The following is a 23517-nucleotide window of genomic DNA, read 5'->3' as shown; positions in this document are numbered from 1 at the left end:
CGGGAGTACGGATTTATATATCTGTACTCTATTTTAGGTCAATAAAGCACGTTGTTGATAATTAGCAGGTGTTGTTCCTGTATGCTTTTTAAATGCTGCGAAGAAAGTAGATTTAGAATTAAAACCTACATCGTACCCAATAGATTCTAAAGTAATTTTATCATTGGTTGTCATAATTTTACAAGCTTCGTTTATCCTAAATTCATTTACATAAGTAGTGAAGTTTTTTCCTAAGTTAGAATTTAAGAACTGTGATAATTGATGGCTTGTGTAATTTATTTCTTTGGCTAAATCTTGTAAAGTTAAATTTGGATTTTTATACAATTCTTTCTCAAGCATTATATTTTCAAGTTTCTCGGATATAATTGTTTCTTCAGCCGAATTTACTTTTTTGCTTGAATGTTTTGATGAATTAAGTAAAAACAAATCATCTGTTTTTTTTCTGTACAAAAGGACAGAAATAATCAGATACAAAATGAATGAAAAAATAATAGACCCACTGATATAGGAAACAGATGGTGCGTTAATTAATGCTAGAAAATAAAATGTAAAGAGTAGCACATTTCCCAAATAAATCATTCCTAACCATGTTTCGGCTGGACTGGCTTTTTGTTTACTGTTAATAATAGTTTTTAGTATTGCTTTAATTGTAAAACCAGATAAAACAATATAAATAAACCACTGTAAATAGATCAATTTTACAAAATAAAGATTCCAAAGCATTGGATAATTTTTGTACGGATATAATGTTCCTACAGTGACAATTAATAATAACCAAAAAAGAAGTGTAAGCTTCCAGTTTTTTGGCATTGTATTTATATTCTTTACTGAAGCTTTAAAAAAATAGTATAAAAAAGGACCTATAAAAAAACATGCCGAAAGTCCAATTTGAAGATATGTTTTAGGTAAAGTGGGATCAAAATAGACAAATACCGATTTTGCTATTCGTATGCTTAACGCGAATAAAAGCGCGCCTAAAAAATAATTTCCAAAATACTTTTTCTTGGTAAAAAAAAAGAAATAGGCTCCTAGGATGATTCCGTTAAAAGCTCCTAAAGCACTAAAAAAGAATAAAAGTTCTTTGCCTATATCCATAATATATTCTTGATTGTATATTGATTACGCTATGGACAAAGCTAAAAAAAAGAATGATGTAGACGGACAATTAATAAATTAAATAATCACGAAATTTCTTAGCATTAAGATTATTTAATCAAATCTAAAATATATTTTTTAATGTTAGAACAACAAAAAGCCCAACTTTATGGTTGGGCTTTCTAGTTCAATTTTATTGTCTACTGACTTGTTTAAAGTAATTAGAGAACAACTCCTACCTGGGCAATAATTCATTTAAACCCATAGAATTACAACCTAATAACCAATATTATTAATTGGGCTTGTAAAACTGCACCCACAATCGCGACGCATATACTTTGACTGCTTAAATGTATATTTTATATAAAACTGGTGTGATGATGGTGCGTATTTTCCTAATCCATTGATGTTGTGATCATATGCATAGCCTGCTTGAAATTCAGGAACTACATCTACTCCTATTATCCCAGTAATTGCTGATTTCCAACGATATGAAGTTCCAAATCTAAACTTTTCTTTAAACTCAAAATTAAAAGCAAAATCTATTGCTAACGGCGCTCCTTGAACTCCTTTTGCTAATATTGAAGGCTTAAATAATAATTCGTCTGTAAGTGCAGTTTGATATCCTGTGGTAAAATAAATTTGAGGTTTTGTAACTGATATTCCTTTAACAGTTGGGTTATAACTTTCCCTAATAAAATTTGGAGTTGATACTCCAATAAACCATTTAGGAGTGTTAAATAAAAACCCAACTCCTATTCTTGGAGTTATTCTATTTTCGATATTATTCTCAAAACTCATATCATTATTGTTTTGTAAATCAAGTAGTGTATAATCTACATTGAGCATATTAAAACCAGCTTTAAGTCCAAATGAAAGCATATTAATTTCATCGGTAAAAATCGTGTATGAATAGTCAGCTGCTATAACTAATTCTTCTGTTACACCTAATTTTTCACTTGATACATTAATTCCAGTTCCCATATTCATTGTAAGTGGAATATTGATATTTAGATTTTTACTTTCTGGTGCCCCTTCAAATCCGGTGAACTGTGAGCGGTGAATCAATAATACGCTTCCGTCAAAGAATCCTGCAAAAGCAGGATTAAAACTAGACATATTAAGTTTATAGTCAGAAAATTGAGCATCTTGTTGGCCTCTTGCAGAAAATAGAATAAAAGTAAACGCAAAGGCTAATATATAATTAAATTTCATTTGAGTATTTTGGTTTAAATATTAAGGATTTAGGTGTAAAAAGCCTTTTTTTGTGATACGCTTATTATCATGATTAGTAAAGCTAAAGACATAATAATAAGTCCCATAAGGCAGTAAACCAGCCCCACTTCCTACTCCCTTATTGCCATAGCCTTTAAATAAATTATCATTATATCCATAGCGATTAGCTTCGAACACTAGGCCTCCCCAACTGTTAAAAATTTCGAGTTTATTATCAGGGAAAGTTGTTGCGCCTTCTACAAAAAAGTAATCATTCTTACCATCGCCATTGGCCGAAATTCCATTATTTACCGAAACATCACAATAACGCACATGAACTGTTACTTCTAATCTCTTCGTACTTTCACATTCAGATCCTATATATGACGCGTAGTATTTATTATTATCTTCTAAAATTGTAGTTGATGACAACGGACTACCACCTGTGGCTGTAGTATACCATAAGACTTCTTGTTCGTTTGTTATAAGATCTGTAATTACAGTTTCTTTTTCTTTACACATATATTGTATCTCGTTACCTGTTGGAGCAGGTGCATCTTTAATGCTAATTTGAACAGGAATACGATTACTATAACAATTTCCATATGCAGTAGCAGCATAATATATCCCATTGCTAATACTTGCATTTAGGGATAACGTTTGAGTAGAAGTTGCATCAGTAAACCATTTTACATTCGTTGCATCGTTTATATCAATATCTCTTATCGATGGGGCATCTATTGAACAAAATTCTTGTGATAAACTTGGAATTATTGGCTCTGGTACTGGTAAAATTGTTACTACAGCAGTTCCAATTTCAGAGTTTCCATTAAGGTCAGTAATAGTTAAGATTACCGTATTTATTCCGATGTTAGTACAATCGAAAATCATTTTATCCAATTCCTTTTTATCGATTCCACAATTATCTGTAGAACCGTTATCAATTTGATTAGCTGTAATGCTTACAGTTCCAATTGTACTAAGGGAAATTGTGATGTCTTGTGTAATTACAGTAGGTTTTATTTTATCCTCAACAGTTACCACAGCAACTCCAGACGCTGTATTTCCATTAACATCAGTAACAGTTAACGTTACTGTATTTGGTCCTATATCACTACAAGTAAAGCTTGTTTTATCGAGTATTATCGAATCAATAGTACAAGCGTCATTAGAACCATTGTCAATTAGCGCTGAAGTTATTACTGCAGTCCCCGAGGCATTCAATTGAACTGTGATGTTCTGGGTTATAACAGTTGGTTTTATTTTATCCTCAATAGTCACTACAGCAGTTTGAGTAGCTGTGTTTCCATTAACATCAGTAACAGTCAGTGTTACCGTATTGTCACCAATATTAGTACAATCAAAAGTTGTTTTATCTAACTCTAATTTATCAATCCTACAATTGTCGGTAGAAAGGTTGTCAATTTCTGCTGGAGTTATGGTAGCATTTCCTGTAGCGTCTAACTGAACTGTGATGTTTTTGGTCAAAACAGTTGGATCAATTTTATCCTCAACTGTTACTACAGCAGTTTCTGAGGCTGTATTTCCATTAACATCAGTAACAGTTAACGTTACTGTATTTGGTCCAATATTAGAGCAATTAAAAGTCTTTATGTTCAAATCCATTGATGCAATTCCACAGTTATCACTAGAAACATTATCAATTGCTGCAGGAGTTATAGTTGCATTTCCTGTAGCATCTAACTGAACTGTGATGTTTTTGGTTAAAACTATTGGATTAATATTATCCTCAACAGTTACTACAGCAGTTTCAGAGGCCGCGTTTCCATTAACATCAGTAACAGTTAACGTTATCGTATTTGGTCCAATATTGGAACAATCAAAAGTTTTTATATCCAAATCGAATGTTGCAATTCCACAGTTATCACTAGAAACATTATCAATTGCTGCAGGAGTTATAGTTGCATTTCCTGTAGCATTTAGCTGAACTGTGATGTTCTGGGTTATAACTATTGGATCAATTTTATCCTCAATAGTTACTACAGCAGTTTCAGTGGCAGCGTTTCCATTAACGTCAGTAACAGTTAACGTTACCGTATTTAGTCCAATATTGGAACAATCAAAAGTTTTTATATCCAAATCGAATGTTGCAATTCCACAGTTATCACTAGAAACATTATCAATTTCTGCAGGGGTTATAGTTGCATTTCCTGTAGCATCTAACTGAACTGTGCTGTTTTTGGTTAAAACTATTGGATTAATTTTATCCTCAATAGTTACTACTGCAGTTTCAGAGGCCGCGTTTCCATTAACATCAGTAACAGTTAATGTTACCGTATTTGGTCCAATATTAGAACAATCAAAAGTCTTTATATCTAAATCTATTGATGAAATAGCACAGTTATCACTAGAAACATTATCAATTTCTGCAGGAGTTATAGTTGCATTTCCTGTAGCATCTAACTGAACTGTGATGTTTTTGGTTAAAACTATTGGATTAATATTATCCTCAACAGTTACTACTGCAGTTTCAGAGGCCGTGTTTCCATTAACATCAGTAACAGTTAACGTTACCGTATTTGGTCCAATATTAGAACAATCAAAAGTCTTTATATCTAAATCTATTGATAAAATAGCACAGTTATCACTAGAAAGATTATCAATTTCTGCTGGAGTTATGGTAGCATTTCCTGTAGCGTCTAACTGAACTGTGATGTTTTTGGTCAAAACAGTTGGATCAATTTTATCCTCAACTGTTACTACAGCAGTTTCAGAGGCCGCGTTTCCATTAACATCAGTAACAGTTAACGTTACCGTATTTGGTCCAATATTAGAGCAATTAAAAGTCTTTATGTTCAAATCCATTGTTGCAATTCCACAGTTATCACTAGAAACATTATCAATTGCTGCAGGAGTTATAGTTGCATTTCCTGTAGCATCTAACTGAACTGTGATGTTTTTGGTTAAAACTATTGGATTAATATTATCCTCAATAGTTACTACAGCAGTTTCAGTGGCAGCGTTTCCATTAACATCAGTAACAGTTAACCTTACCGTATTTGGTCCAATATTGGAACAATCAAAAGTTTTTATATCCAAATCTATTGATGAAATAGCACAGTTATCACTAGAAACATTATCAATTTCTGCAGGAGTTATAGTTGCATTTCCTGTAGCGTCCAATTGAACTGTGATGTTTTTGGTTAAAACTATTGGATTAATATTATCCTCAACAGTTACTACAGCAGTTTCAGAGGCCGCGTTTCCATTAACGTCAGTAACAGTTAACGTTACCGTATTTGGTCCAATATTGGAACAATCAAAAGTTTTTATATCTAAATCAAATGTTGCAATTCCACAGTTATCACTAGAAACATTATCAATTGCTGCAGGAGTTATAGTTGCATTTCCTGTAGCATCTAACTGAACTGTGATGTTTTTGGTTAAAACTATTGGATTAATTTTATCCTCAACAGTTACTACAGCAGTTCCAGACGCTGAATTTCCATTAACATCAGTAACAGTTAGTGTTATTGTATTTGTTCCAATATTGGTACAATTAAAAGTCATTTTATCCAATACCATGGTATCAATGCTACAATTATCTGTAGACATATTATCAATCAGCGCTGGAGTTATCGTGGCATTCCCAGTAGCATCCAATTGAACTGTGATGTTTTTGGTTAAAACTGTTGGATTAATTTTATCCTCAATAGTTACTACAGCAGTTTCAGTGGCTACGTTTCCATTAACATCAGTAACAGTTAGTGTTACAGTATTTGTTCCAATATTGGTACAATTAAAAGTCATTTTATCTAATACCATGGTATCAATGCTACAATTATCAGTAGACATATTATCAATTAGCGCTGGAGTTATCGTGGCGTTTCCAGTATCATCCAATTGAACTGTTCTATTTTGGGTTACAACAGTTGGGGCAATCAAATCTTCTACAGTTACTACAGCGGTTCCAGACGCTGAATTTCCATTAACATCAGTAACAGTTAGCGTTATTGTATTTATTCCAATGTTTGTACAATTAAAAGTCATTTTATCCAATACCATGGTATCAATGCTACAATTATCTGTAGACATATTATCAATCAGCGCTGGAGTTATCGTGGCATTCCCAGTAGCATCCAATTGAACTGTGATGTTTTTGGTTAAAACTGTTGGATTAATTTTATCCTCAATAGTTACTACAGCAGTTTCAGTGGCTACGTTTCCATTAACATCAGTAACAGTTAGTGTTACAGTATTTGTTCCAATATTGGTACAATTAAAAGTCATTTTATCTAATACCATGGTATCAATGCTACAATTATCAGTAGACATATTATCAATTAGCGCTGGAGTTATCGTGGCGTTTCCAGTATCATCCAATTGAACTGTTCTATTTTGGGTTACAACAGTTGGGGCAATCAAATCTTCTACAGTTACTACAGCGGTTCCAGACGCTGAATTTCCATTAACATCAGTAACAGTTAAGGTTACCGTATTTGGTCCAATATTAGAACAATCAAAAGTCTTTATATCTAAATCTATTGATAAAATAGCACAGTTATCACTAGAAACATTATCAATTGCTGCAGGAGTTATAGTTGCATTTCCTGTAGCATCTAACTGAACTGTGATGTTTTTGGTTAAAACTATTGGATTAATATTATCCTCAACAGTTACTACAGCAGTTTCAGAGGCCGCGTTTCCATTAGCATCAGTAACAGTTAACGTTACCGTATTTGGTCCAATATTAGAACAATCAAAAGTCTTTATATCTAAATCTATTGATAAAATAGCACAGTTATCACTAGAAACATTATCAATTGCTGCAGGAGTTATAGTTGCATTTCCTGTAGCATCTAACTGAACTGTGATGTTTTTGGTTAAAACTATTGGATTAATATTATCCTCAACAGTTACTACAGCAGTTTCAGAGGCCGCGTTTCCATTAACATCAGTAACAGTTAACGTCACCGTATTTGGTCCAATATTAGAACAATCAAAAGTCTTTATATCTAAATCTATTGATAAAATAGCACAGTTATCACTAGAAACATTATCAATTGCTGCAGGAGTTATAGTTGCATTTCCTGTAGCATCTAACTGAACTGTGATGTTTTTGGTTAAAACTATTGGATTAATATTATCCTCAACAGTTACTACAGCAGTTTCAGTGGCTACGTTTCCATTAACATCAGTAACAGTTAACGTTACCGTATTTGGTCCAATATTAGAACAATCAAAAGTCTTTATATCTAAATCTATTGATAAAATAGCACAGTTATCACTAGAAACATTATCAATTGCTGCAGGAGTTATAGTTGCATTTCCTGTAGCATCTAACTGAACTGTGATGTTTTTGGTTAAAACTATTGGATTAATATTATCCTCAACAGTTACTACAGCAGTTTCAGAAGCCGCGTTTCCATTAACATCAGTAACAGTTAACGTTACCGTATTTGGTCCAATATTGGAACAATCAAAAGTTTTTATATCCAAATCTATTGATGCAATAGCACAGTTATCACTAGAAACATTATCAATTGCTGCAGGAGTTATAGTTGCATTTCCTGTAGCATCTAACTGAACTGTGATGTTTTTGGTTAAAACTGTTGGAAGAATCTGATCTTCGACAACAATAGTTACATCATCTGTTGTCGAACAATTTTTCTCATCAGTTACTGTTACCGTATAAGTACCAGGTAATAGCCCTGTAGCAGTTGCCGCAGTCTGTACTGGAGTAGTGTCCCAACTGTATGTATAAACGCCTGTTCCTCCTGTTACTGTGACAGTTGCTTCTCCATTATTATGTGTGCTACAATCGGTATTAGTTTGGGTATTAATCGTTGCAACAAGTTCATCAGGTTCTGTTATTGTAAAGTTTCTAAATGCAGTCTCATTATTATGATCCTTTACAGTAACCACATAATTATCTGGACTAAGATTTGTTACACTAGCAGCACTTCCGCCTGACGGAGACCATGCATAAGTATAAGGAGGCATTCCTCCAATAGTAGTAACCGAGGCAGAACCATTATTAGCTCCAAAACATGAAATATTACTTTCCGAAGCTACTACCAATCTCAATAAATCAGGTGTGCTAAAAGTAGAATTTAATATTATTGAATTAGGAGTAATACCATCATCAGCTACAAAGTATAAATCATAAGTTGTATTTAATGTCAGCCCTGTAATAGGAAATGAAGCTAATACGTTGGCCAAAAGATTAGAATCACCCCTTGCTACAACCTGAACGCCTGCATAATCTAAACCTCCTTTTATTTCATTTACTGTAGGAGCAACAGATCCAGCTTCAACAACTACATAATATCCTTTTAAATCTTTATTGACAGTAGTCTTGAAATCTGCCGATGTATATTTTATATTACTTACAGCTCCACTTGCATTAGCAATATCTTTAACTATTTCTTCTAAATATACAACTTTACCAGCGGCATAATACCATGTAAATACATCACTCTCCCCTACATCTAAGTCTTTTAATCTAACATAAAACCCATAAGACCCATCCGTTTGACCACTTGAAATATCACTTATACTTGGATCTTTTTTAATTATTTCTTCCCAAACCCCATATTTATCAATAAAGGTATTGGCACGATTGGAATTTGAAAAAATGAAAACACCTTCTTGACCAGAAAAAAGTTTAAGTGCTTTAGATCTTTCGCTTTTAGTAGCTATAGGCATAAACAAATCACCAACTATATTTCCTCGTGTTTTTTCTGGTCTATCATTAGTTCCAATATAATCATCTTTTGTACCTGACCAATATCTTACATTGTTCACGGGTAGAGTCCCAATATTTTTAATTTTCGCCTTAATCATTATAAAACTAGAATTTTCTTCTAATGTAAAAGTGTTTTCGACTTCTAATAATGAACCATCAATGGTAATGTTCCCTTTTGAAATTATCGTGCCATATCCTTTTGATCCTGTAGTATGCACAAACCTAGAATAGTCTATTAATTGATTTGTTAAAATTGGATTAATGGAGGAATTACCATTTACATTCCATTCATTCGTACCATCACCACCAATAAAATAGGCATTATCAAAAGAATAATTATTGAATGTTAATTGAGACCAACTAGATAACGTAGAATTAAAATAAAATGGTTGTTGTAAATTTCCACCTGTGTTTACAGAATTTTCAGATCCTGTACCAAAACGAAGTACATTATTGTCAAATACTTTTTGCGCAGAAATTTTATTAAGTGCTATAAATATGATACAGATAGTAATAAAAGTTCTTTTTAGAATTAATTTACTAAGGTGTGTTTTTGCCATATTGATTCAGTTTGTTCTTTTAAGATTCTAATAAAAGCGGCAAAACTAGTCTACTAATGATACTTATAATAAAACAGCAGGGGGACAAATAGGGGACAAATTCTCAAATCACTCTTAAACAACTTATATACAAGACCTTATGCACTGGCGTTTTGAAGTTGATTTTACTAGGGATAGAAACCATTTTTTGTACTTTAGCACTTAAATGATTCGGTACGCATGGCTTATATTTTAAAAAAAACAGAGATTCTATTTATTGTTCTAATTTTTGTCTTTTTCTCTAAATCATATTCTCAAAAAATAGCAATTCCTTTAAATGATTCACAGGGGAGTATTGAAAAAATAATTTCTCAAGAAATTGATTTTCAAACTGATTCTGTTGGATTAAAAAAGTACCTAGCTCCGTTGCAACAATCCTCTTCTAAAAAATACAATGTTTTATATTATACTTTATTAGCCAATGGGTATTCTAGCTATTTTGATAAAATAAATACTAAAAGTGATAAGTACTTCTTACTTTCTATTCAAAAAGCAAATGAAATAAATGATGCAGCTCTTGTGGTTTGGACAGAGATGAATTATTCAAAATACCTTTATCATTACGGGAATATGGATAAACTAATTCCAACCTTATTGAAAACAATAGAAAATGCGGAGACTATAAATCCAAAAAAAATGATTTTCCCTGGAGAAACTTTTAAAATTTTTGGGTGGATAATGACCACCATTCACGATGATGATCTGAGCTTGAAATTCTTAAAAAAATCATTAGAATATTCTAAAACCAATACTTCAGAATATGCCAGTATTTTAAATGCGATAGGAACTCATTATTTAAAAACTAACGAGCTGTCAACTGCTATGCAATATTTAAACAAAACTATTGCTGTTTCATTGCAAATTGGAGACAACATCAGATATGCGAAGGCACTAGGAGGTAAAGCTGTTATTTATGAGAAAATGGGAGATGATAAAACTGCATTGCAGCTTTTACAAAAGGATATTGATTACTCTAAAAAATATAGTGACGAAAAGAATGCGATGTACGCCTCTATTTTAATGGCAAAAATTCTTTTAAAAAACCAAGAAATATCCAAAGCTAGCGCCTTATTGCAAAAAGCGAAAAAAGTTGCTTTAACTAAACCATATTATAACAATTTTTTAAAAGATATTATCGAATTAAAGCTTCAAATATTAAACGGTTCGAATCCAAAAAAAGAACTATCATTAAGACGTGAACTTAAGACTTTAGATGACTTATTACTTAAAACAGATGGAGAAGTTGCCTTGAGAAAAGCAAATTGGTTCGTTCAGAAAACAAAATATGAAAATGAACTCAAAGATGCACAAAAACAAAACAAACAAGAAATTAAGACAAAAAACATCTATGCAAAAATTGTAATTCTAGCAGTTTTGTTGTCTGTATCTATTTTAATTATATTTAAAAAAAGATTAAAAAATAGTAGCTTAGAATACGATGAAAAAATCAAAAGACATAAAAACGAAAGAATAACTTTTGAAAAAAAGCTAAACGAAGCAAATCAAGATCTCGATAGTAATATTAAATTCCTGCATAATAAAAACTTACAGATTTCTAAATTAAAATTAGAAATCGAAGAAATAAAAAAATCTCCATCGTATTATCTAGAAGAAGAGAAAGGAAAACTACAAGAGTTATTGGATTCTCACTTAATGACAGACGAAAACTGGAATAATTTTAAAAAGGAATTTAGAAAAGAGTACAGTCAATTTTATGATACTTTAATGACAGATTACCCTGAGCTAAAGGATTCAAATCTTAAAATTATTATGCTTCAGAAATTACGATTTAGTAATTCTGAAATTGCTAGTCTATTAGGGATTACTGCTGATGCTGTTAAAAAATCGAAACAGCGCTTAAAGAAAAAATTGGGAGAAAAACAGCATCAGTTATTTGAAATTATAGATATGCCTTAATAACTGCCTAATTTATTCTTTGTAACTCCTTATAAATAATTTGCACTCTCATTAGCAACAAGCTTAAATTAATTTATTTTCTATTTCAGAAAAACATACCTTTATGTAGTTATAAATCAACTTTTTATGATTCAAATCTTTAAACTTAATCATATGATGCTACAAAAATTTAAAACAGTTAAATCAGTTCAGATATTAGTTACTTTACTCGTATTAATATGCTTTCAAGAAGCTGTTTTTGCAACACAAAAAGACAGATTAGCTTATAGCGGTTTTGGTTATCTAACACTTTATAAGCCAACAAAAACTGTAAGTAATGTAATTATTTGTATTTCGGGTGATGGAGGTTGGAATAGTGGCATCGAAGGTATTGCACTTCATCTAAAAAATGAAAATACATTACTTATAGGTGTTGATATTCGTCAGGTATTTAAGAGCATGAAAAAAAAAAAAATCAGCATGCCTCTACCCTGCTGCAGACTTTGAACGAATGAGCCAATTTGTTCAAAAAAAATTAAAATTTCAAACATACACTATTCCTATTCTTTTGGGGTATTCTTCTGGAGCAACCTTAGTTTATGGTTTAGTCGCCCAAGCACCTCAAAACACTTTTAAAGCTGGTATTGCATTAGGATTTTGTCCAGATATAAATATTGATAAACCCTTGTGCGCAGGTTCTGGGAAATTTACTTCTATAAAGCTTCAAAATGGCAAAGGCTATGATTTAGGACCAGCAGAAGTCCTTAAAACACCTTTTATTTCCTTACAAGGTCAAAATGATCAAGTATGTAATTACGCAAAAACGGTCTCTTTTCTTAAAAACGTTTCTAATGTGCAGGTCGTTTCCCTTCCTAAAGTAGGACATGGTTATGGTCAAGAAAAAAATTGGTTGCCACAACTCCTGCAAGTCTATAATAATATCACTGTAGAAAAAGAGGCCTAAATGCCGGATGATGTCACAAAAAAACTCAATCTACCACTGCATATCACTACTCCAACCAAAGATAAAACAAGTCCTTATATGGTTGTATTCATTTCTGGCGATGGCGGATGGACTGATTTTGACCAACAAATGGCTAGTGCATTCGCATTAAAAGGAGCACCTGTAATTGGTCTAGATGCATTAAAATATTTTTGGCAGAAAAAAAGTCCTGAAGAAACTACAATTGATGTGCTTCGGGTTATGGAAACGTATAGTGAAGAATGGAAAAAAGAAAAAATACTATTTGTTGGTTATTCATTCGGGGCAGATATTGTTCCTTTTGTATACAATCGAATTCCTGATAAATTTAAAAAAAATATTGCAGGAATTGGCTTGTTATCGCCATCTAAAGAAACAGATTTTGAAGTTCATGTATCCGAACTTTTGGATATAGACAATACATCAGCAGGATTTTCGGTACCTAATGAAATTAATAAAATCAGTGCTATTCATCCAGTTTGCTTTTTTGGCAAAGAGGAAGATGATCTTCCGATTAAAGAGATTTCAAAAGAAAATACTAAAATTATATATCTTGACGGAGGCCACCATTATACAGATGCATTTATAACAGTTGCAAAAGAAATGATGCCTTAGGTTTTCATTAATAAAACTGACATGTCTAATTATGCTAAATAAAAATGTTTTTCTTATTACAAATAGTTTTGAAACTGTAATTTATCGGGAAGTTTACGACTAAATCAATCATTTACTAGCTAAAATCTTCATAATTTTAAAATATACTTTTAAAGTTTTGCTTCTTCATTAAATAAAATGCATTTTTCTGCAGTAATGAATTAAATAAATTAAGTTTATACACATAATTGTGGCTTAATGTGATTATTTACGCATTATTCTGCATGATGTAAATTAAATTTAGATATTAATTGCACAAACAAAAATTATTTATACAAAATTCGTACATTTCCATTTTAAATAACCAAACAAATATTTTAAAATGGGAAAACAATTATTTATTTTATTTGGAACTATTATGTTTATGCAAACTCTCTTTGCACAAACAAAAACTGTAACCGGAATAGTTACAAGCCAAACAGACGGTTTAACTCTACCTGGAGTATCGGTCTTGATTGAAGGAAGTACAAAAAGTACTGTAACTGATTTGGATGGAAAATATAGCATCCTAGTCAACGAAAATGAAACATTACTTTTTACTTATGTTGGGTTTACATCTAAAAAAGTCAGAATTTTATCAGGAACAACTACTGTTAATCTTAAAATGACAGAAGAACTCAATGCACTTTCAGAAGTGGTTGTATTGGGATCTACGGTCCGCGCAACGCGTAAAGAGTTAGGAAATGCAGTTACGAGTCTAAAAGGAGAAGACTTAGTAAAAGCGCAACCAGGAGGACTTTCAACTGCATTGCAGGGTAAAATAGCCGGTGCTCAAGTTTCTCAAAATTCAGGAGATCCTGCAGGAGGATTCAGTATTAAACTTAGAGGAACTTCGTCTATATTAGGTTCATCAGATCCGTTGTATGTTATTGATGGAGTCGTTTTAAACAATGCCACAACCAATGTAACCAACTTAAATGTAACGACGGGAAACTCTAATATGCAAATTGGTCAAAATAGATCATCTGATATAAACCCTAACGACATACAAAGCATTGAAGTGTTGAATGGTGGAGCAGCAGCAGCGATTTATGGATCAAGAGCGGCAAACGGAGTAGTTTTAATTACAACCAAAAAAGGAGTTGCGGGCGAAACCAGATATACGTTTTCAACCAGTGTAACGTCTAATCAAATTAGAAAAAAATTAGATCTTAATAGATCCGACAAACAGTTTGTTAGCACCTCTCCTGCTCTATTTCCTATACAAGGAAATCCTGCAAGTCCGACTACTGTAACTGTGTTAGGTAGAAATCTTGAAACAAGAACTTTTGGCGTAGAACGATATGATTATCAAGATGATATTTTTACTACAGGAATTGGAACTGACACTTACTTTTCTATGCAAGGTGGTGATGAGAAAACAAAATATTTTGCTTCGCTTGGACATTTGGTAAACGAAGGAATTATAAAAAATACAGATTTTAAAAGAACTGGCGCTAAAGTTAGATTAAAACATGATTTTAATTCAAAACTATCAGCTACGGTTGGATTAAATTATGTTAATTCAAGCTCGAATGAAAAACCTGATGGAAACGTTTTTTGGAGTCCAATAAATTCAATAAATATTACCAACAATATCTATAACATTAGTCAAAGAGATGTAAATGGCAATTTATTAGCCGTTGATCCTAATAGAATTAATCCACTTTCTATTATAGAAACCTTCAAAATCAAACAAAATACAGATCGTATTATCTCAGACTTACAATTAAACTACGTGCCTTTTAAAAACTTCAATGCCGATCTAATTTTTGGTATTGATAATTATAACCAAAGAGGAAACGTATATATCCCGAGGTATCCTTATATCGTTAATCCGGGCTATTACAATGATGGTTATGTATCTGAAGCCACCAACAGAGTAGTACAATTTAATAATGATTTGAATTTAAAATATGTTTGGAATATCAATGAGCAATGGAAAGCAACTACTTATGGAGGTTACAACATACAAACCTATCGAGATAATTTTGCAGCTGTTGAAGGCCGTAATTTAAAACCATTTATTGAAACCATAAATGCTTTTAATACCCTAATACCTGGCTCACCGAGTTCTAGTCAGTCAAAATATAATCTATGGGGATATTATCTACAAGAAACCTTTGGTTATAAAGACAAATTATATATTACGTTAGCAGGAAGACAAGACTCTTCGACTATTTTTTCTAGTGCTAACAGATCTCAGTTTTATCCAAAAGCAAGTTTTAGTTATGTTCTATCTGACGAAAAGTTTATGGAGAATATTCAGACTGTTGTCAGTTCAGTTAGATTTAGAGGTTCATGGGGAAAATCAGGAAGTTTAACAGCAATTAAGCCTTATGCGCGTTTTACTAATTATTCTACAGGTACACTTTTAGGAAATAGTGCTTTTTCTATTGAAGGATTCAAACAAGGAAATTTAGATTTAAAACCAGAGCAAAGTGTTACGTATGAAATTGGAGGAGATTTTGGTTTTATAAAAGATCGCTTAAACTTATCGTTTAGTTATTACAATGCCGATATTGATGATTTACTATTACCTGTTCAATTAGCTGCTTCTGAAGGTGCAACTAACACAATCAAAAACATTGGACAAATGAATAATAAAGGATTTGAAGTAAACATTAAATATGATATAATCAAAAAAGAAAATCTACATCTAGACGCATTTGTAAATTACAGTAGCAACAGAAATAAAGTAACAGGATTACCACAAACACGCTTTAAATTGGATAGCAATTTGGCAGGAGCACCAGTTTTTGTTGAAATGGACAAACCAGTTGGAATTTTCTACGGAACTTATTTTGCAAGAAATCCTGATGGAAGTTTATTACTAACTCCAGATGGATATCCTCAAACCGAAAGAGGAAATCCAATTACAGGGGTCTCTGAAAGAACTTCTGGACAGCCATCAGGATCCGTTTTGAATAAACAAATTGGAAATCCAAATCCTGATTATATCATTTCATTTGGAGCTAATTTAAATTACAAAAAATTTGGTTTATCTATATTATTTGATGGCGTTCAAGGAGTAGATGTTTTTGATGCAGATTACAGAACTCGTCAAGGAGTTGGATCAGGAACATTGGTTGCTCAGGAACTTAACGGAGAATTACCTCGTGGGTATATTTGGTCAGTTTATAATATTGAAGAATTTAGAGTGGTTGACGGTAGTTACTTAAAACTAAGAGAAATTTCTTTAAATTATTCATTCGGAAAAATAAACAAATTCTTTGATGATTTAACTATTACTGCAAGTGGTAGAAACCTAATTTCATGGGATAAATTTACAAGTTTCGATCCAGAAACAAATTCTGGCGGACAATCTTCGGTTGCGAAATACAATTTTGGAACAGTACCAATTCCTAGTTCTTACTCATTGACTGTAAAATTTCAATTTTAATTTAAAAAAAACATCATGAAAAAAATATTCATCCCAATAGTAGCCCTAACGCTACTTTTAACAAGCTGCAACGAAGATTATTTAGACCCAACCAAACCATCTGAAGAAATGGTATTTAAAAGCAGAGGTGGTGTCATTGGAGCTGCAAATGGATTACAACTACTTTGGACTGTTGACAGATTGAGTCCTGTTTACAATACTATTGCAGGTAATGGACTTACTACAAAAGAACTACGATTACTAAATGCTGGAAATGTTGACGAAGGCGAACTTTCTGTTGGTGGTGGAATACTCTCAACTAAAAATTTGGTAGTAAATAATCTATGGTCACAATGTCTTATAATTAAATCTGAATCTCAAAAAGTAATAGACCACGTTGATATTTTAACTTCAGAAACTGAAAGAGTAAGTGTTTTGGTACATGCCTCAGTTTTTAAAGCATTAGCTCTTAATACTATTGTACAATACTTTCAAAGTGTGCCGCTAAAAACAGAGAAAAGTGCCACTTTCAATTCTAGAGCAGAAGTTTTAAATGAAGTCATTAAAATCTTAAAAACAACAGAGCCTTTACTAGACAAAGCAACTGGTTTTACAGATTTAACAGGTGGTATAAATTATAAAAATACTGTCAATGCACTTTTTGCAAGAACCTATTTAATGATGGGTGACTATGACAACGCTATTAAATACGCTGGTTTGGTTGATCTAGCTTCTAAGTCGGTATTTACCTACGATCAAATTAGTACTAATCCAATTGCTTATATTTCAATAACGACTAATAATGTGTTTCAGCCTGTAGATTTAACGCTGGGCTTACCAACAGATTTAGCTCCTACAAGTTCTGATGGGAGATTAAATTTTTATATAAAACCAGGTTCAAACCCTACAACGGCAACTGGCTTTTTTGATTCTAATACCAAATCAATACCTGTTTACTTGCCTGGTGAAATGATGCTAATTTTAGCCGAATCATATGCTCGAAAAGATAATTTGCCACAAGCAATTATAGAATTAAATAAAGTTTTGACTAAAACAGCACCTAATGATGCTTATGGAATTGGTGCTAATTTAACTCCCTACTCTGGAGCTGCTACCAAGACAAGTATTTTAACCGAGATTTACAGAAACCGTTGTATCGAAATGTATATGTCAAGTTTAAAGTTGGAAGACAGCAGAAGATTTGACCGCCCTGCCGCCGGAACTACTAGTGCCGAAAGAAACCGTAACTGGTACCCTTATCCTGATTCTGAAAGAAATAATAACCCTAATACTCCAGCTGATCCTGAGATATAGAATATGCTAAAAAACGAGGTGCCATTGGCACCTCGTTTTTTATATAAAATCTATAAAGATTCTTCACCTTTAGTTTTTACAACATTTAGAATCCAATCTTCAAAACTTCGCCAAGATTTAAGCTCATCTAAAATTGTTCTGTTACTGAATCTATCCTAGCAAAATCCTCTATTTTTTCTATCCACTCATTTATATCACTTTCGTCCAGTTCATAAATAGGCCCAATAAAATTAGTCTGAATAGATGAAACTCCACAATATTCCAGAATGCCATTTTTTAACTGAACGAGTCCACTTGATTTATATATAGACTCATAATCAGTTTCTGATAAATCACCGGCTGTTGTAATAATCCTTCCCGTTTTGTTATTTAATAGCCCTTCACTCTTATATCCTTTGTTACTTTTAAAAGTAATTCCTGGAAGAAATGCCCTATCAAAAAAACCTTTCATAATTGCTGGCATTCCAAGCCACCATAAAGGATGTATCCAAACCTGATGTGAAGCCCATTTGATATCATCTAATGCTTTTACTAAATCGGGTTCTAATTCCATTCTTTGCTTGTATCCAAACTGTAAATTAGGATTGAAATCTAACTCTCCAATAGCGACATACCGTACTTCTGAACCAACTTCTAATGCTGATTTCATATAAGAATGTGCGATAACACAGTTAAAACTATTTTCATCTGGATGACCGTTAATGACAACTATCTTTTGCATTTTTCTTAATTTAAAATTTGTTTTAATAATTTAATTTGCTGGTTGTAAAATGTATCTGAAGCTAAGCTTGGAAAGAAATCAAAAGCATGAACAGCACCTTTTATTTCTACTAGATTAACAGCAATACCAGCATCTTTCAATTTTTGGCCATACATTTTTGCTTCATCTTTCAACGGATCTAACTCACACACTATAATAGTTGCATTGGGTAAATTACTGCAATTTTCTTCTAATAAGGGAACCGCATATTTTGGTGGTTCTGTTATATTATCCTGTAAATAATGCTTCCACATCCATTTAGCTGCATTTTTAGTTTGCATAGGAGCATTTGCTAATTCATTCATAGAAGATGTCTCTAAAAGAGAACTCATAGGAGGATATAATAAATACTGATGTCTTATTGCTACTTCTTTTTTATCTCTAGCCAAATGTGTAATCGATGCAGCAATTGTTCCTCCGGCACTACTCCCTCCTATCAAAATAGTATTGTTATTTCCCCCTATTTGATTAACATGTTTTGATAGCCACAATAAGGCATCGTATCCATCTTCAATAGCTGCAGGGAAAGGATGTTCTGGTGCCAAACGATAATCAACAGAAACAATTAATAGCTCCATATCCTGAACTAACCGAAAGAATATAAAATCGTATTGTTCGGGTGTACCATATATAAAAGCGCCTCCGTGAAAATACAGCAATACAGGTAAATTTTGTTTTCCTTTTGGCTTGTATGTTCGCAATCTAATTTTTCTTGATAAATCAGAAGAAGGAATCTCAATATCCTCTACATGAACTTGCTCAGGAATAACAAGTGGTTCTTCTTTTAATGCTACTAACATTTCTTCCTTTCTAATTTTTACAGGATCATTCTCCAATAAATTTTCATAATCTATTTGGTTAAAAGGGCTCTCCAAAATAGCTTTCAAAAGATCCTTATCAATCTTTTCCATAATATTTTCCATACCGAAATTGTTTAAGAATTTGTCTACTGTACCACCAATGGTCTTCATATTTATTTTTATTACAGCAAAAATAGACTGGTAAAAACACTTAAAACAGGTACAATTAAAGCTTGTTTAGGTATATTTGCCGTATGGCAAGAGAAAATATCCATCAATCCCTTGAAGTGTACTACGAGAAAGTAGACGAATGTCCTTTACGTGACAGACTGTTCAATTTTTTTGAATTGGTTTATGTCATATCAGGAACTGGAAATCATACAGTCACTGGCAATACGTTTCCTTACCTTGTAGGAGATCTATTTTTAATAACGCCTAATGACTCACATGAATTTGACATAAAAAGCACTAGTGAGTTTATGGTAATTCACTTTAGCGAAAGCTATATCAGAGAATATCAATGGAAGAGTATCGATCATATTGAATGTCTTTTGTATCACGCCTCTCATTTATCAGGTTCAGTGCTTGTCAATGGTGATGATAAGCAAATGATCGCTTTACTGATGCAAAATCTACAGCAGGCAACTGCGCATCATACTATGTACAACGAAGATCTAATAAGACATTTGGTAAATGCTATTATTGTAATTGCCGCGAGAAACATTGCAGTAATAAAACCTCTTCACCTATCTCCAAATACAGATATTAGAATATTACAAATCTTAGATTACATTCAAGAGTATATACGACAACCAGAATTTCTAAAAGTTGCTGTAATGGCAGAAAAATTTGGTTTATCACCTACTTACCTCGGGAGTTATTTCCGCAAACAATGCAATGAATCAATACAAGAATATATCTCTGCTTATCGGATTCGATTAATAGAGCATAGACTACGTTTTAGTGACAAGAGAGTACATGAAATAGCAGATGAATTTGGATTTGCTGATGAAAGCCATATCAATAAATTTTTCAAACGCCACAAAGAACTCAGTCTTAAAGCCTATAGAGTTGGATTGAATTCTTAATAAGACTATAAATCAAAGTGACAAAAAAGTTGAATTTGAAATACTAGATTATTAAATCAATTAATCCACATAAACCTGCTCCAGTTATTATTGTCCAAGAAATCCAATCTTTGAACTCATTGTTTTTATGTCTTAAAAAAAGAATATGAAGTCCTACATGTACAATCATAAAGACATCAAAACTTGTAATAAACTTTTCTATATCTTGACTATATGTTAGTTGCCAATAAATAAAAAAGAACAATGGAATATGTACAAAAACAAATATTAAATATCCTAACTTGTCATTGAGCGACGAAAGCCCTGGAAAAATTCTCCATTCTCTGCATCGTATTGCATCCATTTCGTGGATAGTGATAAACGAAAGTCCTAAGTAAAAGAAAAGATATTCTATCATTATATTGTATTTTTTTGGATTATATGCTTTTTTTAGACCTGTTAAAGTTTTAGAGTTTATCAATGAACCAACCTAGTTTACAGATCAGTCCGTTTATTTTTTTTAAGTTTTTATATTCTCAACTCTTTTATTTTAAATAAACCATTTAGCAGTTTGACAAAATTTTAGTAAAACGTACTTATCACTTCTTGTATTATCCATATCAAATATATTGCTTTTTTATCTTACAAAAAAAGCCCCAGATTTGTCTGAGGCTTTTGTATTATACCGTTCTTTAATACAGCAAAACAAATAGGCTTTGCAAGAACACTAAAGCAGAAATACTTTAAAAATTAGTATTAATCTTTTTAGAACGATCTGCAATGTATGAGATTAGCCAAGTAATTGGCCCTTCTTTAACAAAGTATATTTTCTTTTTGTCTGAATCTGGAATACCTTCTACAAGAGTCAATAATATATTGTTAGCAGAAATTAGATATTTTTGATCGTATATAGTTAAAACTTTAGCAGCTTCTTTGACCGTTTTAGAAAGATTGCTATATTTATTGAAGTTGTTCTTTAATACAGCATCATAATTCATAATATCTTCTAGATTAAAAGGAATATAATGGTCTTTTGTATTTTCATCAAAGTAAAGAGTTGTAAAAGCCCAAACAGCTCCACCAGATAAGTAAATTTTATCTTTCTTTTGCAAAAGAGGATTTGAGTCAAGCATTTCTTTTACCTTCTTACGTAGAACAGTGTTATAATCAAAAGACTTTTCTTGATATACTGCCATATCACTTGCTTCTTTTTGATTTGCTACAGTCTTTTTTACTGCATCAGTAAGTGTCATTGTACCAAAATCAAGCTCTAAAGGCAAAAACTCTACTTTATTATCTCCGTGCTCTTCGATATATCCACCTTTTGTACTTACAGCACCAATATCAAGTAATAACGCATTAGGATAATCAACAGGAGGAATAGCTCCCTTAACTAGTATTCTAGTTTCTTCACTTATATTTATAACATCTAGATTTTTGTTGGTTAGAGCAGAAATTTTATTTTTTAAGACATCAAGGTTACGAGCTGATGCAAAAACTGAAGAAGCGACTAAAAAGATATTCTCTTCCTTAATATTGAACTTAACTCTGATTTGTGATAAATGATTAAAAACGATGCTGCTAGCTTTGTTAATATCTTCCTGAGTAAGTTCGCCTGTAGCAGTAATGTTTTTAGCAAAATTAAATCCTTCTTCATTTACGTAGTGAACAATCTTATAATCGGCTTTCTTAATATTATTTACCTCTACTACGGTAACTTTTATTGTTCTGCGACCGATTTCTATTCCGGCATAAACGTTTTTTTGAGAAAATGAATTAATGGAAAAAAATAAACTAAAAAGGGTAAAAATTAAAATTTGTGTTGTGTGTTTGTTGAGCATGGGATTTAGTTACAGTTATAATTTAATTTGGAGTAAAATTTTTAATGTGTGTTTTCAAATAACAAGTTTGTGTTGCATTTTTTAAAAATTGAAAAACAGTTGTAGTAAATTCTTTTTTGGAGTGATATAGTGCCATTTATATTGACTATAAAGTAAAAAAACTTCATGGGGATTAATGTATAAATGACTAAATAAAAGAATAATTGGTTATCATATCTAAAATTTGACGAAGCAAAAACTGTTAAATAAAAACACAGCAAATCTATAAAAACATTTATGAATAAAACTCAGTTATTAAGAAAATATAGTATTAAATTATATGTGTAGTAATGTTAATTTAACAATAAGACATTTTAAATCTCTAACGTATTGAAAGAGAATAACAATAAAATATAATTAAATAAAGAATCAGTTATAAAATCCATAACCAACATTGTTTACCCTTTGTAAAACAGCCTATAAAAGCGTATTTTGAATTGCTATGAAGCTACTAACATTCAAAAATAATCCTTTTAAAGAAAGACATAGTAAACAATTCGCTTTATAGAAGGCCTAATTGTTTTGCTTTTTCAATTAAATCTTTATCGCTTCCCTTCCCTTTTAAAAGTTGGTCTTTTATGCTTGCTTTTCTTTTTTCTATCGCACTCATAGATAAAGGAATATGCTCTGGAAGATGGGCTGTTTTAATACCCTCAGAAATTAGTATTAAGATTTGATTGTCATGATTATCCCAATTAATATTTTTCTTAAATACTTCTCTTTGAGATTCAATTATAGTCTTGCTTCTAAAAATTTCCCCGTCAAGAATCTTTTTGCACAATACAGGGAATAATTCAAAATTGATATCGCTTTTTGATATAAAACCCTCTGGTTTAATTTCTTTTATAATTTTATCCACTATTAACGGTTCACTCCTCATGGTAAGAAGAACGATTTTACAATTAATGAATTTCTTTCTTATAAGAAATGCTAAATCAATACCGCTATTAATGTTTAATTCCTTGTAAGGAGGCATATTAATATCGAGTAGAACAAAATCAATGGGCGTGTTTAGCTTCTCATGTAAAGTAATTTTATTAAACGCATCTTCGCAATTGTAACTTTTTATAAAAGTAGGCAGATTTTCATGAAACTCTTGATCTGATAAAAGGTTGATATAACTATCTACAGTCATTGGGTGATCTTCAATAATCAAAACAGTAAGATTCATATTTGGTCGATTCT

The 23517-nt window shown here is 31.9% G+C and carries 15 protein-coding genes; 7 read left to right on the top strand and 8 right to left on the bottom strand.

Translation table 11 applies throughout. The features are described from left to right. Positions 1–33: 33 nt before the first annotated feature. The 3 genes from QWY99_RS09505 to QWY99_RS09495 all read right to left on the bottom strand — a co-directional run bounded on the left by QWY99_RS09505 (position 34) and on the right by QWY99_RS09495 (position 9579). A complete protein-coding gene (locus tag QWY99_RS09505; RefSeq protein ID WP_290264170.1) occupies positions 34–1095 on the bottom strand; it encodes a helix-turn-helix domain-containing protein in 1062 nt (353 codons plus the stop codon). A 276-nt stretch (positions 1096–1371) separates the two neighbouring features. Next, positions 1372–2310, bottom strand: a complete 939-nt coding sequence (locus QWY99_RS09500) for a PorP/SprF family type IX secretion system membrane protein (protein ID WP_290264168.1) — start codon at positions 2308–2310, stop codon at positions 1372–1374. 21 nt (positions 2311–2331) lie between these two features. Then, entirely contained in the window at positions 2332–9579 is a 7248-nt protein-coding gene (locus tag QWY99_RS09495) for a T9SS type B sorting domain-containing protein (RefSeq protein WP_290264167.1), read from the bottom strand. A gap of 219 nt (positions 9580–9798) precedes the next feature. Here QWY99_RS09495 and QWY99_RS09490 point away from each other — a divergent pair, with 219 nt between their 5' ends. From QWY99_RS09490 to QWY99_RS09465, 6 genes are all read left to right on the top strand, one after another. Beyond that, positions 9799–11535 carry a tetratricopeptide repeat protein gene (locus QWY99_RS09490; RefSeq protein ID WP_290264165.1) on the top strand — a complete coding sequence of 579 codons (1737 nt, stop codon included), beginning with the start codon at positions 9799–9801 and terminating at the stop codon, positions 11533–11535. Positions 11536–11688: 153 nt separating this feature from the next. Next, complete coding sequence (locus QWY99_RS09485) at positions 11689–12021, top strand: hypothetical protein (protein WP_290264162.1); 333 nt, start codon at positions 11689–11691, stop codon at positions 12019–12021. Positions 12022–12025: 4 nt separating this feature from the next. Continuing rightward, positions 12026–12478 (top strand): alpha/beta hydrolase, encoded by a 453-nt coding sequence (locus QWY99_RS09480; protein WP_290264159.1) that lies wholly within the window; start codon positions 12026–12028, stop codon positions 12476–12478. Next, complete coding sequence (locus QWY99_RS09475) at positions 12479–13111, top strand: AcvB/VirJ family lysyl-phosphatidylglycerol hydrolase (protein ID WP_290264157.1); 633 nt, start codon at positions 12479–12481, stop codon at positions 13109–13111. It begins immediately after the preceding gene. 361 nt (positions 13112–13472) lie between these two features. Next, the gene (locus tag QWY99_RS09470) at positions 13473–16532 is read left to right on the top strand and encodes a SusC/RagA family TonB-linked outer membrane protein (protein WP_290264155.1); all 3060 of its coding nucleotides are present in this window, start codon (positions 13473–13475) and stop codon (positions 16530–16532) included. Positions 16533–16547: 15 nt separating this feature from the next. Next, positions 16548–17825, top strand: a complete 1278-nt coding sequence (locus tag QWY99_RS09465) for a RagB/SusD family nutrient uptake outer membrane protein (protein WP_290264153.1) — start codon at positions 16548–16550, stop codon at positions 17823–17825. Positions 17826–17952: 127 nt separating this feature from the next. Here the strand turns inward: QWY99_RS09465 and QWY99_RS09460 are convergent, their stop codons facing one another. After that, complete coding sequence (locus tag QWY99_RS09460; protein ID WP_290264150.1) at positions 17953–18546, bottom strand: NAD(P)H-dependent oxidoreductase; 594 nt, start codon at positions 18544–18546, stop codon at positions 17953–17955. 5 nt (positions 18547–18551) lie between these two features. Then, positions 18552–19556: an alpha/beta hydrolase gene (locus tag QWY99_RS09455; protein ID WP_290264145.1), complete on the bottom strand. Its 1005-nt coding sequence runs from the start codon at positions 19554–19556 to the stop codon at positions 18552–18554. A 62-nt stretch (positions 19557–19618) separates the two neighbouring features. On the opposite strand from QWY99_RS09455, the gene QWY99_RS09450 reads away from it, so the two are divergent. Then, positions 19619–20473 carry a helix-turn-helix domain-containing protein gene (locus QWY99_RS09450; RefSeq protein ID WP_290264143.1) on the top strand — a complete coding sequence of 285 codons (855 nt, stop codon included), beginning with the start codon at positions 19619–19621 and terminating at the stop codon, positions 20471–20473. A 43-nt stretch (positions 20474–20516) separates the two neighbouring features. Here the strand turns inward: QWY99_RS09450 and QWY99_RS09445 are convergent, their stop codons facing one another. The 3 genes from QWY99_RS09445 to QWY99_RS09435 form a co-directional block, all read right to left on the bottom strand. Then, complete coding sequence (locus QWY99_RS09445; protein WP_290264142.1) at positions 20517–20870, bottom strand: DUF6713 family protein; 354 nt, start codon at positions 20868–20870, stop codon at positions 20517–20519. A 325-nt stretch (positions 20871–21195) separates the two neighbouring features. Beyond that, positions 21196–22293 carry a Ppx/GppA phosphatase family protein gene (locus tag QWY99_RS09440; protein ID WP_290264140.1) on the bottom strand — a complete coding sequence of 366 codons (1098 nt, stop codon included), beginning with the start codon at positions 22291–22293 and terminating at the stop codon, positions 21196–21198. A 541-nt stretch (positions 22294–22834) separates the two neighbouring features. Then, a complete protein-coding gene (locus QWY99_RS09435; RefSeq protein ID WP_290264137.1) occupies positions 22835–23503 on the bottom strand; it encodes a response regulator in 669 nt (222 codons plus the stop codon). Positions 23504–23517: the final 14 nt, after the last annotated feature.

Origin of the sequence: Flavobacterium branchiarum (assembly GCF_030409845.1) — a bacterium.
GTDB classification, from domain to species: Bacteria; Bacteroidota; Bacteroidia; order Flavobacteriales; family Flavobacteriaceae; genus Flavobacterium; species Flavobacterium branchiarum.
This window is presented reverse-complemented; position numbering and strand designations above follow the sequence as displayed.